Below are 14,839 nucleotides of genomic sequence, written 5' to 3'. Positions count from 1 at the left end.
GGCGTAAAATTAAATATTATTGGTAAAAATAAAGAAGAATGGTTAATTAACGATTTTTTTCAAATTGGGCAGGAGGAACCGTAATGACAAAGAATTTAGAACAATTAATGGCATTAATACCGCATTCTGTAATACAGGGGCGGATTGATCGTAAAATTGCCGCAGTAACTCACGATTCCCGCAAAGTATCTCCGGGGACATTATTTTTTTGTGTGGCAGGTGTTCATGTCGATGGCCATGATTTTATTGCTGAAGCTGCGCGCAGTGGTGCCGACGCTGTAATCGTGGAAAAAGATATGCCGGCGCTGGCTGATACGGATATTACCATTATTAAAGTAGAAAACACACGAACCGCGATGCAGGCGATAGTACCTTATTTTTTTGATTATCCTGGACGCAAACTTAGAATGATTGGTGTGACAGGTACCAATGGCAAAACAACAACCACTTATCTGATTCGTAGTATTTTACGGGCTGCCGGCCGCAAAGTCGGCTTAATCGGCACCATTCAAACTTTGATTGATGAGAAGGCGCTACCGATAAAAAATACCACCCCTGATGTGATCGAATTGCAAAGCATCTTGGCAGAGATGGTGGCAAGCGGTATGGAGTATGCCGTTATGGAGGTTTCGTCGCATGCTTTGGCGCTAAACCGGGTGGCGGGTTGTGAATTTGATATCGGTGTCTTTACCAATATGACGCAGGATCATTTGGATTTTCACTTGACATTTGATAACTATATGGAAGCAAAAGCTGAACTGTTCCGGCATTTAAGCCAGACTAACAGCACTAAGACCGGCAAAACGGCCGTGATTAATTTTGACGACAGTGCGGGTATCGTTATGGCAAAGCACTCAGCCTGCCCTGTCATCAGTTACTCTGTAAATAATGAAGCTGTTTTGACTGCCGGCAATGTTGAGGTAAAATCGGCAGGTACCAGTTTTACTATTACCGGGCCGTTTGGCTCTATGGATCTAACGCTTAGCATCACAGGCATGTTTAATGTGTACAATGTATTGGCCGCCGTAGGCGCCGCCTTAGCAGAAGGCGTAAGCCCGTGTCTTGTTAAACAAGCGCTTGAAGGTTTTCAGAGCGTGCCGGGCAGATTTGAACTTGTGCAGGCAGGTCAGTCCTTTACGGTTATTGTCGATTATGCTCATACACCGGACGGTCTGGAAAATGTACTTAAAACCGCCAAGCAGTTTGCAGCAGGCCGGATCATTGTAGTATTTGGCTGTGGCGGCGACCGTGACCGTACCAAACGTCCTATTATGGGGAACCTTGCTGCTCAATATGGGGATGTTGTAATTGCTACCTCGGATAATCCGCGCAGTGAAGACCCTGTACAAATACTGGCGGATATAGAAGTCGGGATTAAGGCTGCGTTAACTGGAACCAGTGCGGCTAAACAATATGAGGTAATCGCCGACCGCCGCCAAGCCATTACGCAAGCCATTCGGCTGGCAAAGCCGCAGGATGTTGTATTAATTGCCGGCAAGGGACATGAAACTTATCAGATTTTAAAAGATAAAACCATTGATTTTGACGACCGTCAAGTAGCCCGCGAAGTTATCGGGGAGATGAGAAAGAATGGCTGAATTTAGTTTAACCGAAGTAATAAAAGCTACCGGGGGACGACTGGCTAATGCCTGCGGCGGCAAAATGTTTTCTGGTATTTCAACCGACACCAGGGCCATTGAGGCAGGCAGTTTATTTATTGCTTTGGCTGGTGAGAAGTTTGACGCCCATGAATTTGTTAATCAGGCTGCAGCAAAAGGAGCGGCCGGGGTGGTTGTCAGCAGACCAGTCCGTGTGCCTGACAATGTTGCGGTAGTAGAAGTACAGAATACCCGCACGGCATTGCAAGACTTAGCAAGATTTCACCGGCAAAGGTTTAATATTCCGGTTATCGCTGTTACCGGGTCCAACGGCAAAACAACCACCAAAGATATGGTGGCCGCTGTACTGTCCAGCCGGTTTAATGTATTGAAAACAGAAGCTAACTTTAATAATGAGATTGGTTTGCCGCTTACCCTGTTAAAACTGGAGTCACGGCATGATGTAGCCGTTGTAGAGATGGGTATGCGTGCCCGTGGTGAGATTCAAGAATTGGCTGCAATCGCTTTGCCCACTGTTGGCATCGTTACCAATGTGGGCGAAACGCATATGGAGATTCTCGGCTCTATTGAAAATATTGCCGCCGCTAAGGGGGAGCTTGTTGAGGCCATTGCCCATGACGATCTTGTTGTCCTTAACGCCGACGATCCGCGGGTGTCGGCCATGCAGGAGAAAGCACAGGGGCGGGTAGTTCTCTATGGGTTAAAGGAAGAGGCCTTTGTTCGGGCCAATAATATCGTAAGTGGTCAAGGCTCCGAACTAACAACAGAGTTCGATTGCTGCAGCCCGCGGGGATCTTTTCACGTGGTGTTGCCGACCATTGGCATTCATAATGTGTATAATGCTCTGGCCGCCATAACCGTAGGCTGGGAATTAGGTCTTAAACCGAGCGAGATTAAAAGCGGTATTGGCAGTTATGTTCCGGGCGCTATGCGGCTTGAAGTTAAAAAGTATAAGGACTATACCGTTATCAATGATGTATACAATGCCAGTCCGTTATCAATGGCTGCTGCGCTTACTACCTTGTCAGCGCTGGCAACCGGGCGCAAGATTGTTGTTTTAGGTGACATGCTGGAGCTAGGCGATGCCGCGGCTGAGGCACATCGCCGGATTGGCCGGCAAGCAGCCGAACTACGCATTGACATCGTACTGACAGTTGGCGAATTGGCCAAATACATTGCAGATTCTGCCCGGGAACATGGTGTGAAAAATGCATTTGCTTACGCAGAGCATAAGTCCGCCATCGAAGCCTTACGAAGCCTGATGCAGCCGGGAGATTTTATTTTGCTAAAAGGATCCCGTGGTATGAAGATGGAAAATATGCTAGAAGCATTCAAAGATACAGCGCTGTAACCGCAGCGGGTCCATACAGGAGGTTATCATGCAGGAGTTATTGTACACAGCTGCTATGGCGTTTGCAATTGCCATCATTGCGGGGCCACTCATTATTCCAATGCTCAGGCGGCTGAAATTCGGGCAAAGTATCAGGGAAGAGGGACCGGAGCGGCACTACGCAAAAGCCGGCACGCCTACTATGGGTGGAATCATAATTATACTGGCGCTCATTGTGCCAAGTCTTATGTTTGCAGGCGCAAACCCGGAAGTGTTACTGGCATTGTTTGTAACTTTAGGGCATGGCCTAATCGGTTTTCTTGATGACTTTATTAAAGTTGTGCTCAAGCGTTCGCTTGGGCTTAAGGCCCGGCAAAAGCTATTGGGGCAAATTATTATGGCGCTTGCTTTGTCCTATATTGCCGGAATTTATTTTGGACGCGGCACAGATTTGTGGCTGCCGGTTTTTGGATTCAACATAGATTTAGGGGCCTTATATTATTTATTGATTTTCCTTGTACTTGTCGGTACGACCAATGCAGTCAACCTTACCGACGGGCTCGACGGTTTGGCTGCAGGTACAACAACTGTCGCCGCACTGGCATATGCTGTAATCTCTCTTTATTTCGGCAAGCCGCATCTAGCCATCTTCTGTGTAGCTCTGGCAGGGGCTTGTCTGGGATTTTTACGGTATAATGCGTATCCGGCTAAAATCTTTATGGGTGACACTGGTTCATTGGCCCTGGGCGGGGCCTTGGCGGCCGTTGCGGTAATGACTAAAACCGAGTTCTTGCTGATTATCGTTGGTGGCGTATTCGTTATTGAGGCACTGTCAGTCATCATCCAGGTAATTTCTTTTAAATCAACAGGCCGGCGCGTTTTTAAAATGAGTCCGATTCATCACCATTTTGAGCTGTCCGGATGGACAGAAACCAAAGTAGTTACAGTATTCTGGCTGACAGGTCTGCTGTTTGCCGTCGTTGCTTTGGGCATTTTAGCGGTTAGCCGGGCGGGAGGAATTTAAGTGGTCAAACACACGGAATTTATCAATAAAAAGATCTTAGTGCTGGGGGCCGGTATCAGTGGCATCTCGGTAGCTTATATTTTGAGGCAGTTGGGAGCGGAAGTTACGTTAAGTGATGCTAAGTCAGCCGATCATTTTACAAACGACTTTACTCAGCTGCTGTCAGCCGGTGTTGTTTTATCACTGGGTAATCAGTCTGAAGAACTTTTAGCCGATATGAATTATCTGGTGCTGTCACCGGGAATATCTATCTATATCCCGCTAGTAGCCAAAGCCCGGGAACGGGGAATTACCGTTATGAGTGAGGTTGAGGTGGCATACCGCTTGAGTGATGCGCCTGTTGTAGCGATAACCGGTACAAACGGCAAGACAACAACAACAACACTTGTTGGCGAAATCTTAAGGACAACCGGGCGTAAGGTTGCAGTTGGCGGAAATATCGGGGCTGCGCTGTCTGAACAGGCGCTTGTGGCTGATACTGACGGTTTTTTGGTGGCGGAAATATCAAGTTTTCAACTGGAAGGCGTCATTCAGTTCCGGCCGAGAATTGCCGCAATTTTAAATATAACTCCGGATCATCTGGATAGGCATCGAACAATGCAAATTTATCAGCAAATGAAGGAACAAGTTTTCGTAAATCAACAGGCTGGCGATTATTTAATATTAAATTATGATGATAGTATTGTGAGGGAAATGGCAGCTCGAGCTCCCGGCAAAGTCGTGTATTTTAGCCGTCAGCAGGCGTTGGAATCCGGAATTTATGTTGAAGAAGAAACAATAAGATTGAAGTGGGAAGGGAAAATTATTGATATTTGCAAAGTCAGTGATATAAAAATTAAGGGTGGCCATAATGTGGAAAATGCATTAGCTGCTTGTGCAGTTGGATATTTTGCCGGAGCCAAGCCGGAGAAAATGGCAGATGTGCTTAAAAGCTTCCCCGGTGTCGAACATCGTATTGAACCTGTTGCCGAGCTTGCCGGCGTTCCCTATTTTAATGATTCCAAGGCCACCAACCCGGAATCGTCCATTAAGGCGCTGGAAGCCTTTCCCGGACATATTATTTTAATTGCCGGCGGTAGAGATAAAAACACAGATTTGACGGATTTTATGAAACTGGCTAAAGAACAGGTTGACCATTTAATTTTGCTGGGAGAGGCGCAGTTGCGTTTTGCCGAGGCGGCTGCCGCTCGGGGCATCACAGCCATTCATAAAGTAAATTCGTTTCAAGAGGCCGTAATGCTGGCGCACAGGCTGGCTAAGCCGCCTCAGGTAGTATTGCTGTCGCCGGCGTGTGCCAGTTATGACATGTTTAATAACTATGAAGAACGGGGGAGAACTTTTAAAGAATTGGTTCACCGGCTGGTGCCGTGACAACTCTGAAGCTGTCTCGTCAATATCCACTGGATTAGGGTTGGCACGGTACTGGGCTAAAGAGGAGGGGAGCGGAATTGGCGGTCAGACCTAAGTCGCCCGATTATGTCATCTTTTTTGCCATTATCGGCTTGTTGGGGTTTGGAATAGTAATGGTATATAGTTCGAGTGCCGTCTCAGCATATGTTAATTATAACGACAGCTACTTTTTTTTGAAACGCCAGATAATCTGGGCTACCTTAGGCGTAATGGCTATGCTGCTGACAATGAACGTGGATTACCATGCCTGGCGCAATTTGGCTAAACCGGTCATGATAATTACGCTTATACTATTAGTACTTGTTCTAATTCCAGGACTGGGAAAAGTGGTTAACGGTGCGCGGCGCTGGTTAGGCTTTGGTTCCTATTATCTGCAACCTTCAGAAATTGCTAAATTGTCTATGGTACTTTTTACGTCCAACAGTTTGGCCAATTCACAAAGCAAGATCAGCAGCTTTATCAAAGGCGTTGTGCCGCAGTTATTAATGCTCATCTTAGTTTTTGGTTTAATACTGAAAGAACCGGACTTAGGAACTGCACTTGTTATTGGCGGCACAGTCTTTATTTTGCTATTTGCCGCCGGGGCTAAACTCTCGCATCTCGGGTCACTCGGCGCAGCCGGTGTGGCCGGTATCATTGGCGCTATTATCGCTGAGCCGTATCGCTTAAAGCGATTACTGGCTTTTAGTGATCCATGGGCTGATCCTTTAAATAGCGGCTACCACATAATACAGTCATTATACGCAATCGGATCTGGCGGGTTATTTGGTGTAGGGCTTGGCCGCAGCCGAGAGAAATTCTTATATTTGCCGGAGCCGCATACCGATTTTATTTTTGCCATTCTGGGCGAAGAGCTTGGTTTTATCGGTACAGTTACGGTAATTATCTTATTTTTCCTATTTGCCTGGCGTGGTTTTAAAGTCGCAATTTCAGCGCCGGATATTTATGGCAGTCTGCTGGCCGGAGGTATAACCAGTATGATTGTCCTGCAGGCACTCATGAATATAGCAGTTGTTACTGCTTCCATGCCGGTAACGGGTATACCGTTGCCATTTATCAGTTTCGGCGGCTCCGCCCTGATTTTTACAATGGCAGGTGTGGGTATTCTGCTTAATGTTTCCCGGTATGTCAGCCTTAAATGAACTTAGGGGGCAATCTTATGCGAATGATTATTTCCGGCGGGGGAACAGGTGGCCACATCTACCCCGCCATTACTATTGCGAGAGAGGTAGCCAAGCTTTCCCATAAATGTGAGATCTTATTTGTGGGGACAAAACAAGGGCTCGAAGCCGATATCATTCCTAAAGAAGGCTTTAACTTTGCAACAATTGAAGTAAGGGGCCTGGAGCGTAAGCTGTCCTGGCGAAATGTAACTACTCTGGCTGGAACGGTTGGCAGTGTTTGGAAGTCGGCTCAAATTATTAAGAAATTTAAGCCTGATGTTGTGATTGGCACCGGGGGTTATGTATGCGGTCCGGTATTGCTGGCGGCCAGTCTCCTGAAAGTACCAACCATGATTCAGGAGCAGAATGTGATACCGGGAATTACCAACAAGATATTGGCGCGTTTTGTTGATAAAATTGCTCTGGGATATAAAGAGGCCGAGCAATATTTTAGAAAAAGTAAGCCTGAGCAGATAGTTTTTACAGGCAATCCTATCAGACCGGAAGTTATGTCGGCTACCAGAGCCGAAGGTCAGGCAGCTTTGAAACTGGCTTTGGACAGGGTTACCGTACTGGTGGTAGGCGGCAGCCGAGGCGCCCGCAGCATCAATAACGCTATGTTGCCTGTTTATAAACATTTTAGCAACAATCCTCGGCTTCAAATATTGCATGTGACAGGTCAAAGCGAGTATAATAGCATAGTTGGCAATATTAAACAATCAGGTATAGAGCTTTCCAGTGATGGAAATATTATCATCAAACCGTATTTGTACAATATGCCAATGGCTTTAGCGGCAACCGATCTGGCTATTTTCCGGGCGGGGGCGGTAGGGTTGGCTGAGTTGACGGCCAGAGGCATTCCTGCTATACTTGTTCCTTACCCGTACGCTGCTGAAAATCATCAGGAATTTAACGCCAGAGCGCTTGAAAAACAAGGAGCGGCAATTGTTATTGCCGATAAGGAATTAACTGGTTCTAAGTTAATAGATACAATCGAAATGTTTTTAAATAGCCCGGATAGGCTCTCTTGTATGGCTATGAAAAGCAGAGAGCTGGGGCGTCCTAATGCGGCGGAATCCATTGCCAGACTGGCGCTTACTCTAAAAAGGCCTTAAGATCAATCTATGGTAACACTGGCTATGTGCAGCGCATACACTATGATATGCCAAGATGGCAGCCAGCTAGGCTGAGAGTAACTCTTTCTGCAGCTGCGGACGTCGACCGGCGGGGTGCGCAAGAAAGGGGAGAAAGACTATTGTTAAATGATATTAAGAAATTTCACTTTATAGGTATCGGCGGTTCGGGAATGAGTCCCATTGCCAAAGTACTGCTTGACATGGGGTATTCGGTTTCTGGTTCTGACGCCCAAAGATCGGCCGTTACAGCCAAACTTGAACAGGCTGGTGCGACAGTATTTCTCGGCCACAATTATGAGAATATTGGTAACGCGCAAGTTGTCGTTGTTTCCACAGCCATTCCGGATACCAACCCGGAAGTCAAAGCTGCACGGGACAAACAGATTCCAATATATCACCGGGCTGATGTCTTGTCGTTTTTGATGTCCAAACGCCAGGGAATAGCCGTAGCCGGTGCTCACGGCAAGACGACGACAACGTCAATGATCGCCCTTATGCTGGAAAAATCAGGTTTGGATCCGACGATCATTATTGGCGGCGAGCTGGAATCCATCGGCGGCAGTGCAAAGCTAGGCAATGGCCGGTATCTGGTGGCAGAAGCAGATGAAAGTGACGGTTCCTTTTTGAAACTTTCACCGCAGATTGCCGTTGTCACAAACATCGAAAACGATCACATGGATTATTACAAGACTATGGAAAACATTTTACGGACGTTCAACGAGTTTTTACATAGGCTTGAGGCGGAAAATGGGCTGGCTGTTCTGTGCTTTGACAATGCCTATATTCGTGATATGGCTGCTAATCTTGGACGGCGATATGTGTCCTATGCCTTAAATCATGAGGCCGATTACATTGCACGCAATATAAAGTCCGATGGGCCGGTTACAGTTTTTGATGTTTATTTTCATGAGGAACATTTGGGTACCGCCCGTATTTGTGTGCCAGGTATGCATAATGTTGCCAATGCTTTAGCAGCGGTAGCTGTAGGCATTGAGGCCGGGTTAACTTTTTCGCAGATCGCCGATGGGCTTGGTATGTTTCGGGGGGCTAAACGGCGTTTCCAGTCCAAAGGCCGGGTAGGCGGCGTCTGGGTAGTGGATGACTATGCCCATCATCCGACAGAAATCACCACTACGTTGCTAGGAGCGCGCCAAACAGAACCGAAACGGTTAATTTGCGTTTTTCAGCCACACCGGTATACCCGTACCAAATTTTTATGCCTGGAATTTGGCAACGCATTCGCGCCAGCGGATCTTTTAATCCTTACCGATGTTTACTCAGCCGGGGAAGAGCCTATCCCGGGAATAAGCGGCGAAACAATAAAAGCAGAAGTTGAACGTCAAACTAATCAACGGGTTACCTATATTCAGGATAAGGATAAAATTGCTCGGTATCTTGCCGAAATTGTCGAGCCCGGAGATTTAGTAATGACTATGGGGGCAGGCAATATTTACCAATCTGGCGAGGAACTAGTAGAAAAACTTATGCTCAAGCAAGATTTGTAGTGTATTAGAGAGATTATATGATTTTTTGATTTGGGTGATTGTACTTTTCTGGGAGGGAAGACGATGGAGAAATTTGTCGTCAAAGGAGAAGTACAACTACGAGGCAATGTTCGGGTAAGCGGGGCGAAAAACGCTACCTTGCCAATCATGGCAGCTACGCTACTGTGTTCTGGTATTAGTGTTCTTCATGACGTTCCCTATCTACGGGACATTCAGGCCATGCAGGATATACTGACGCTTTTAGGTGCAAAAATATCCCGCCAAGGCAGGTCTATGTTGATTGATACTACCAATGTGAGCAAGGCTGAAATTCCGGAACATCTTATGCGGGAAATGCGGGCCTCAGTTTTTTTGATGGGGCCGCTGCTGGGCAGATTCCGCAAGGTTCGAGTATCCTATCCAGGCGGTTGCGCTATTGGTCCCAGGCCTATTAATCTACATATCAAAGCATTGGAGAAAATTGGCGCAAAAGTTGATGAAAGCTTTGGTTATATTGATGCCGAGGCAGCAGAACTTACCGGCGGTGAAATCAATTTTGATTTTCCCAGTGTTGGTGCTACTGAAAATGCTATGATGGCTGCTGTCCTGGCCAAGGATACTACCATCATCCGTAATGCGGCGCGAGAACCCGAAATTGTAGACCTGCAGACTATTTTAAATAAAATGGGCGCAAAAATTAATGGTGCAGGTACTGACACAATTCGCATTGACGGTGTCAAGAGTCTGGTTCCTGCAGAGCACACTATCATGTGTGACAGAATTGAGGCCGGCACCTTTTTACTAGCCGGTGTTATGACTCGCGGCGATATTGTGGTCGAAAATATTGTGCCGGAATACCTGTTTTCAGTTACAGATAAACTGCAGGAAATCGGGGCACAAATAACTCCCGGACAAAATTATATCAGAGTCAAAGCGGGCGAGCTCCGGGGCGTTGATATTAAAACACTGCCCTATCCGGGGTTTCCGACAGACCTGCAGGCGCCGATGCTATCATTGGTTACTATTGCCAAAGGTACCAGCATCATTACAGAAACGATTTTTGAAAACCGTTTTAAGCATGTTGATGAACTGACGCGGATGGGTGCAAAAATCAAGGTTGAGGGACGTACGGCTATTATCCGGGGCGTTCCAAAACTAACTGGTGCCATAGTGGCTGCACCTGACTTAAGGGCTGGCAGTGCGTTAGTATTGGCTGCTTTGGCGGCAGAAGGAACTTCCGAGATTGAACAAGTATACCATATCGAACGCGGCTACGAAAATTTCGATAAAAAACTGCAGGCTTTAGGGGCAAATGTCGTGCGGCTAAGGTAAGCTGAATGGGGGGGTTTTTATGAAAAATAAAAAGATTGCAGTTGTAATGGGAGGACCGTCTGCGGAACGGGAAGTTTCTTTAAATACCGGGCGGGCTATTCTAACGGCACTGCAGGAAAAAGGTTTTAATGCTGTGGGCATTGACCTTGACCCCCGCCATTTTGTCGAACAATTACGCCAGGAACAAATTGATATAGTTTTTAATGCTATTCATGGACTTTATGGTGAAGATGGTTTACTGCAAGGCACACTTGAGATGTTGGGAATTCCCTATACTGGTTCCGGTGTGCTGGCAAGTGCAATTGCTATGGATAAGGCAGTGACTAAACGCTTATTTATAGCTGAGGGAATACCGACGCCCCGTTCACAGTTCTATAGTAAGCAGGACGGAGACTACCCGGCAATCGCAGCTGAGATTCTCAGTACATTTGGTGTACCGGTGGTTGTAAAAGCGGCTGCGCAAGGATCAAGTATCGGTGTTGTTATTGTTGACGATGCCGCCGATATTGAAGCTGCCATACGGGAAGCGTTTAAATACAGTGATCATATTATTATCGAAGAGTTTATTAAGGGGAAAGAATTAACAGTATCTATACTGGGAACGGATAACCCGGAAGCATTGCCAATAATTGAAATTGTGCCGCAATCAGGCCGTTATGACTATACTTCAAAATATACCAAAGGGGCTACCGAATATATAGTACCTGCCAGGTTGAGAGCCGAAGTGACTGACAATGTGCAGCAAATTGCTGTAAAAGCTTATAAGTTGCTAGGATGCCGGGGAATTGGCAGAGTCGATGTAATGCTGAATACGGAAAATCAGCCGTATATTTTGGAGATAAATACAATACCGGGTATGACGGCTACTAGTCTTGTACCTAAGGCTGCTGCTGCAGTAGGTATAAGTTTTGCCGAGTTATGTGAACGCATCCTTTTAATGGTAGCCGAATAACATGGGCTATCTGAGCAGTATAACTGCTCATTTTTTTATTTATTTAGTGGACAATCCGTTGTATAATTACTTGGAGAAGATATCTCACAGGAGTGATTAGATGCAGACGGCAGAACGCTTAAGAGCAGCCCGTCAGCGGCGAGCTTCCCTGCTAGCCATGTGGCTAGGTGTTTTGGCAGTGCTGATAGCTTTTTTTTTGTTTATCAACTCTTCCTATTTCGCCGTAGGAGCTGTTTTTGTCGAAGGTAATAAATATGTAACAGTTGAAGAAGTTTTGAGAATCGCAGGCGTTCCTGAACGCGTAAATATTTTCCGGTTAAAAACTCCGGAAATAAAAGACAGGCTAATGAATGATCTTCGTATCGCTGAAGTGCAGGTAGAGAGGAGTTTTCCTGCCAGCATTACCATAAGTATTAAGGAGCGGCAGCCCTTGGCATTTGTGACCAGCCAATATGGTTTTGTGGAGATCGACAGACAGGGAATAGTCATGGCGGCTTTCAAAAATCTAAAACAAGTAAAAGTTCCTGTTATTACTGGTGTGCGGCTAGGCAATGTTTATGTTGGCGATCAGGTCAATAACCCCGGTCTGTCTAATGTTTTGGCCTATTTAGCCGCATTGGACGAGGAGGCTTTAAATCAGCTTTCAGAAGTTAATATTAAGTCTTCAAATGAACTTATAGCCTATACGATAAACTCAGTTCAGATACGGGTTGGTGATAGTCAGCGCCTTACTGAGAAGGCTAAATTGACAGGCGAGATATTGCAGGAGATTTCTAATAAGCGTATGAATGTCGAGTATATAGACTTGAATTATACTTCGCCGATCATTAAGTTACACGACAAATAAGGTATTTTTTGAAAGGAGACGATAGATTTGTTACCTATTAAGCAAGGGCAGTTTGCCATTGCCTTGGTTTGCGTTGTCTTGGGTATCATGCTTGCTGTACAGTTCCGTACTACCCAGGATATTAAGTCCAGTATTCCTTACCAAAGGGTAGAGGACTTATCCCAACGATTGAATCAAACTGAAAAAGAAAGAGATGCACTCGTAAAACAGGTACAGGATTTAAAGCGTACTTCAGGAGCGGAGGCGGCCTCCAAGGAATACGATCTGGTGAGAATGGGCGCAGGGGTTGTTGCTGTGGAAGGACCCGGAATTATTGTTACTATCGATGACAGCAAGCGACCGTCGAAGCCGGGGGAAAACCCGAATTTATATCTTATTCATGATGATGATATTCTTAAAGTAATTAACGAACTATGGGCAGCTGGCGCTGAGGCTATATCTATTAATGAACAGCGGCTGATTGCCAGCTCGGAGGTACGGTGTGCCGGGCCTACACTATCTGTGAATAATTCCCGCTATTCACCTCCTTATGAGGTAAGAGTTATTGGTGAGCCGACAACGCTGGAGAACGCATTGAAGATGCGTGGGGGAGTTATTGAGACGCTGCAATTTTGGGGAATTCAGGTAACGATGAAAAAGCAGGATATTGTTACGGTTCCGGCTTATAAAGGGGCTTTTCGGTTTGAGTTTGCTAAACCTGTTAAGGAAGGTGGTCATTAGTATGGTATTGCCGATGACCGGACTTATTATTGGTTTGCTTATTGGTATTTCATTTCCTATTACTGTACCGTTGGAATATGCTAAATTTATGTCGGTGGCTCTTCTGGCATCGCTGGATTCCGTTTTTGGCGGTCTTAGAGCCGGTATTGAAGAAAAGTTTGATAACACTGTTTTTATCACCGGCTTTTTTACCAATGCACTCTTAGCCGCCGGTTTAGTATATATTGGGGACCGGCTGGGCATAGATTTATATTACGTATCTTTATTGGCGTTCGGGTTACGGATTTTTCAAAATCTGGCTATTATCCGGCGTTATTTTCTCAAAAAATAAAGTAGATTTAGCTTCAGGTGGGATTGTAACCCCATCTGAAGCTAAATCGTCGGATAAAGCGAAGCTTCAAAGTCGTCTTTTATTGTTTCGACTTTGAAGTTTTTTTCATCCTGACAGAAAGTATTGCTTTTTCCTGAAGAAGGACAGCAGTGGCTTCCGCTTTCGCCAAAGGCTCGGAGCAAGCGGTGTTTTCTTATTAAGCGAAAAAAACCGTTGATTTTCCCAGAAAAAAAAAGGGAAAATGCCACTTTTGTTGAAACTATTGGGAAGAAACATAATACTGTGCTGCGAGGGATTTATGAACAAAAAAACTATTTTAGCTATTGATGTTGGCACAGGTATGATCAAAGCATTTGCCGGCCGGCTGGAAGCTGACGGTACAATCGTAGTCATTGGTAGCGGAGCTGCCCCGACAGATGGATATAATAAAGGGGATATTACAGATATCAATGCTTTGGCTCATTCGATCAGGCAAGCCATCGATTGTGTTATTATGGCCGCTGACAACCAGCCTGTAGGGGCTGCGTACTTAGGGATAGGCGGCACGGCGCTGGTTACGGATAATTGCGTTGGCAGCATTGCACCGGCAATACCCGGGACAGTGTCGCAACAGGATGTCGCCCGGGCCTGCAAGGCTGCCGAATTTATGATCAACAGCGATAATGAAGTGTTACATGTCTTTCCTGTGAAGGAGTCTCCAGGTTTACCGGGCGAAGCCCTTGAAGTAGATGCTCATATTGTATCGGCGTCAAAATCAACGCTGAAAGCGCTTACTGCCGCCCTTGCCGGAAACGGCCTGCATGTAAACGGTATTGTCTCAAGCAGTGTTATGGCCGCCGAAGCAATAAAGAATGAATTGCCGGTTCAGGCAGACAATTTTGTTTTTATTGATATTGGCGCGGGAACTACTGATTTTGTTGTGTATGTTGGAGGACGGCTTTGTTTCTCAGCTTCACTGCCGCTAGGTGGCGACTATATTACAAATGACCTAATGCAGGGGCTGACTGTAAACCGCGCTCATGCCGAAGAGATTAAGCGATATTATTCACGCTTGTCACCAGATTTGCGTAAGCAGGGTGTTGTACTTGACTGCAATGATTATGGTACTACCGATAAGCATATTTCTTTTGACTTTTTATATGATATTATTGAAAGCAGAGTAGATGAAATTTGCGCATTGGTGTACGATTATCTTAGGCCGAGGTTAGACAAGCAGCTGGCAGATTCCGGACAAGCGATTGAGCGTATATATTTAACCGGTGGTTGTGGGACTATGCCAAGTATGGTCGCCTGTATGGCGAAATATTTTCAAATTCAGGCGGAACCAGTAAAACCGAAATATTTGGCAGAAGAATATGCGCATCCGGTCAATACGGTCTGTTATGGTATTATACATTATGGTGCCGGTGCTATAGTAAGAGAGCCGGTGACTAATACTACCCCCTGGAATTTATTCATTCATAAAGCAAAAAGACTATTGAGAATTTGATA

13 protein-coding genes are annotated in these 14,839 nt (G+C 45.8%); all 13 read left to right on the top strand.

What is annotated here, in order from left to right; genetic code table 11:
* Positions 1-83 precede the first annotated feature (83 nt).
* Entirely contained in the window at positions 84-1,598 is a 1,515-nt protein-coding gene (locus SATMO3_RS19200) for a UDP-N-acetylmuramoyl-L-alanyl-D-glutamate--2,6-diaminopimelate ligase (protein ID WP_371371344.1), read from the top strand.
* Positions 1,591-2,970 (top strand): UDP-N-acetylmuramoyl-tripeptide--D-alanyl-D-alanine ligase, encoded by a 1,380-nt coding sequence (gene murF / locus SATMO3_RS19195; RefSeq protein ID WP_371371343.1) that lies wholly within the window; start codon positions 1,591-1,593, stop codon positions 2,968-2,970. Before SATMO3_RS19200 ends, murF begins: the two co-directional genes overlap by 8 nt.
* Positions 2,971-2,998: 28 nt before the next feature.
* On the top strand, positions 2,999-3,973 hold the full coding sequence (gene mraY, locus SATMO3_RS19190; protein ID WP_371371342.1) for a phospho-N-acetylmuramoyl-pentapeptide-transferase: 975 nt from the start codon (positions 2,999-3,001) through the stop codon (positions 3,971-3,973).
* Positions 3,974-5,344, top strand: a complete 1,371-nt coding sequence (murD, locus tag SATMO3_RS19185) for a UDP-N-acetylmuramoyl-L-alanine--D-glutamate ligase (protein WP_371371341.1) — start codon at positions 3,974-3,976, stop codon at positions 5,342-5,344.
* 77 nt (positions 5,345-5,421) lie between these two features.
* On the top strand, positions 5,422-6,525 hold the full coding sequence (gene spoVE / locus SATMO3_RS19180; RefSeq protein WP_371371340.1) for a stage V sporulation protein E: 1,104 nt from the start codon (positions 5,422-5,424) through the stop codon (positions 6,523-6,525).
* Between the two features lie 17 nt (positions 6,526-6,542).
* Positions 6,543-7,661 carry an undecaprenyldiphospho-muramoylpentapeptide beta-N-acetylglucosaminyltransferase gene (murG, locus tag SATMO3_RS19175; RefSeq protein ID WP_371371339.1) on the top strand — a complete coding sequence of 373 codons (1,119 nt, stop codon included), beginning with the start codon at positions 6,543-6,545 and terminating at the stop codon, positions 7,659-7,661.
* Positions 7,662-7,801: 140 nt separating this feature from the next.
* Positions 7,802-9,187, top strand: coding sequence for a UDP-N-acetylmuramate--L-alanine ligase (murC, locus tag SATMO3_RS19170; protein WP_371371338.1), 1,386 nt, complete (start codon positions 7,802-7,804; stop codon positions 9,185-9,187).
* A 63-nt stretch (positions 9,188-9,250) separates the two neighbouring features.
* Positions 9,251-10,498, top strand: coding sequence for a UDP-N-acetylglucosamine 1-carboxyvinyltransferase (murA, locus tag SATMO3_RS19165; RefSeq protein WP_371371337.1), 1,248 nt, complete (start codon positions 9,251-9,253; stop codon positions 10,496-10,498).
* 19 nt (positions 10,499-10,517) lie between these two features.
* Positions 10,518-11,450, top strand: coding sequence for a D-alanine--D-alanine ligase (locus SATMO3_RS19160; protein WP_371371336.1), 933 nt, complete (start codon positions 10,518-10,520; stop codon positions 11,448-11,450).
* Between the two features lie 100 nt (positions 11,451-11,550).
* Positions 11,551-12,297, top strand: a complete 747-nt coding sequence (locus tag SATMO3_RS19155) for a cell division protein FtsQ/DivIB (protein ID WP_371371335.1) — start codon at positions 11,551-11,553, stop codon at positions 12,295-12,297.
* A gap of 27 nt (positions 12,298-12,324) precedes the next feature.
* Complete coding sequence (locus SATMO3_RS19150) at positions 12,325-13,017, top strand: DUF881 domain-containing protein (protein ID WP_371371334.1); 693 nt, start codon at positions 12,325-12,327, stop codon at positions 13,015-13,017.
* Position 13,018: 1 nt separating this feature from the next.
* Positions 13,019-13,348, top strand: a complete 330-nt coding sequence (locus SATMO3_RS19145; RefSeq protein WP_371371333.1) for a small basic family protein — start codon at positions 13,019-13,021, stop codon at positions 13,346-13,348.
* Between the two features lie 298 nt (positions 13,349-13,646).
* Positions 13,647-14,837: a cell division protein FtsA gene (ftsA, locus tag SATMO3_RS19140; protein ID WP_371371332.1), complete on the top strand. Its 1,191-nt coding sequence runs from the start codon at positions 13,647-13,649 to the stop codon at positions 14,835-14,837.
* The last annotated feature ends 2 nt before the right edge of the window (positions 14,838-14,839 follow it).

The organism is Sporomusa aerivorans (genome assembly GCF_041428895.1).
GTDB lineage: Bacteria > Bacillota > Negativicutes > Sporomusales > Sporomusaceae > Sporomusa > Sporomusa aerivorans.
This window is presented reverse-complemented; position numbering and strand designations above follow the sequence as displayed.

Excerpts from the sequence above, each read along its gene's own strand:
- SATMO3_RS19200 (WP_371371344.1), top strand. The coding sequence starts at position 84 with ATGACAAAGAATTTAGAACAATTAATGGCATTAATACCGCATTCTGTA.
- murF (WP_371371343.1), top strand. The coding sequence starts at position 1,591 with ATGGCTGAATTTAGTTTAACCGAAGTAATAAAAGCTACCGGGGGACGA.
- mraY (WP_371371342.1), top strand. The coding sequence starts at position 2,999 with ATGCAGGAGTTATTGTACACAGCTGCTATGGCGTTTGCAATTGCCATC.
- murG (WP_371371339.1), top strand. The coding sequence starts at position 6,543 with ATGCGAATGATTATTTCCGGCGGGGGAACAGGTGGCCACATCTACCCC.
- murA (WP_371371337.1), top strand. The coding sequence starts at position 9,251 with ATGGAGAAATTTGTCGTCAAAGGAGAAGTACAACTACGAGGCAATGTT.
- SATMO3_RS19160 (WP_371371336.1), top strand. The coding sequence starts at position 10,518 with ATGAAAAATAAAAAGATTGCAGTTGTAATGGGAGGACCGTCTGCGGAA.
- SATMO3_RS19155 (WP_371371335.1), top strand. The coding sequence starts at position 11,551 with ATGCAGACGGCAGAACGCTTAAGAGCAGCCCGTCAGCGGCGAGCTTCC.
- SATMO3_RS19145 (WP_371371333.1), top strand. The coding sequence starts at position 13,019 with ATGGTATTGCCGATGACCGGACTTATTATTGGTTTGCTTATTGGTATT.
- ftsA (WP_371371332.1), top strand. The coding sequence starts at position 13,647 with ATGAACAAAAAAACTATTTTAGCTATTGATGTTGGCACAGGTATGATC.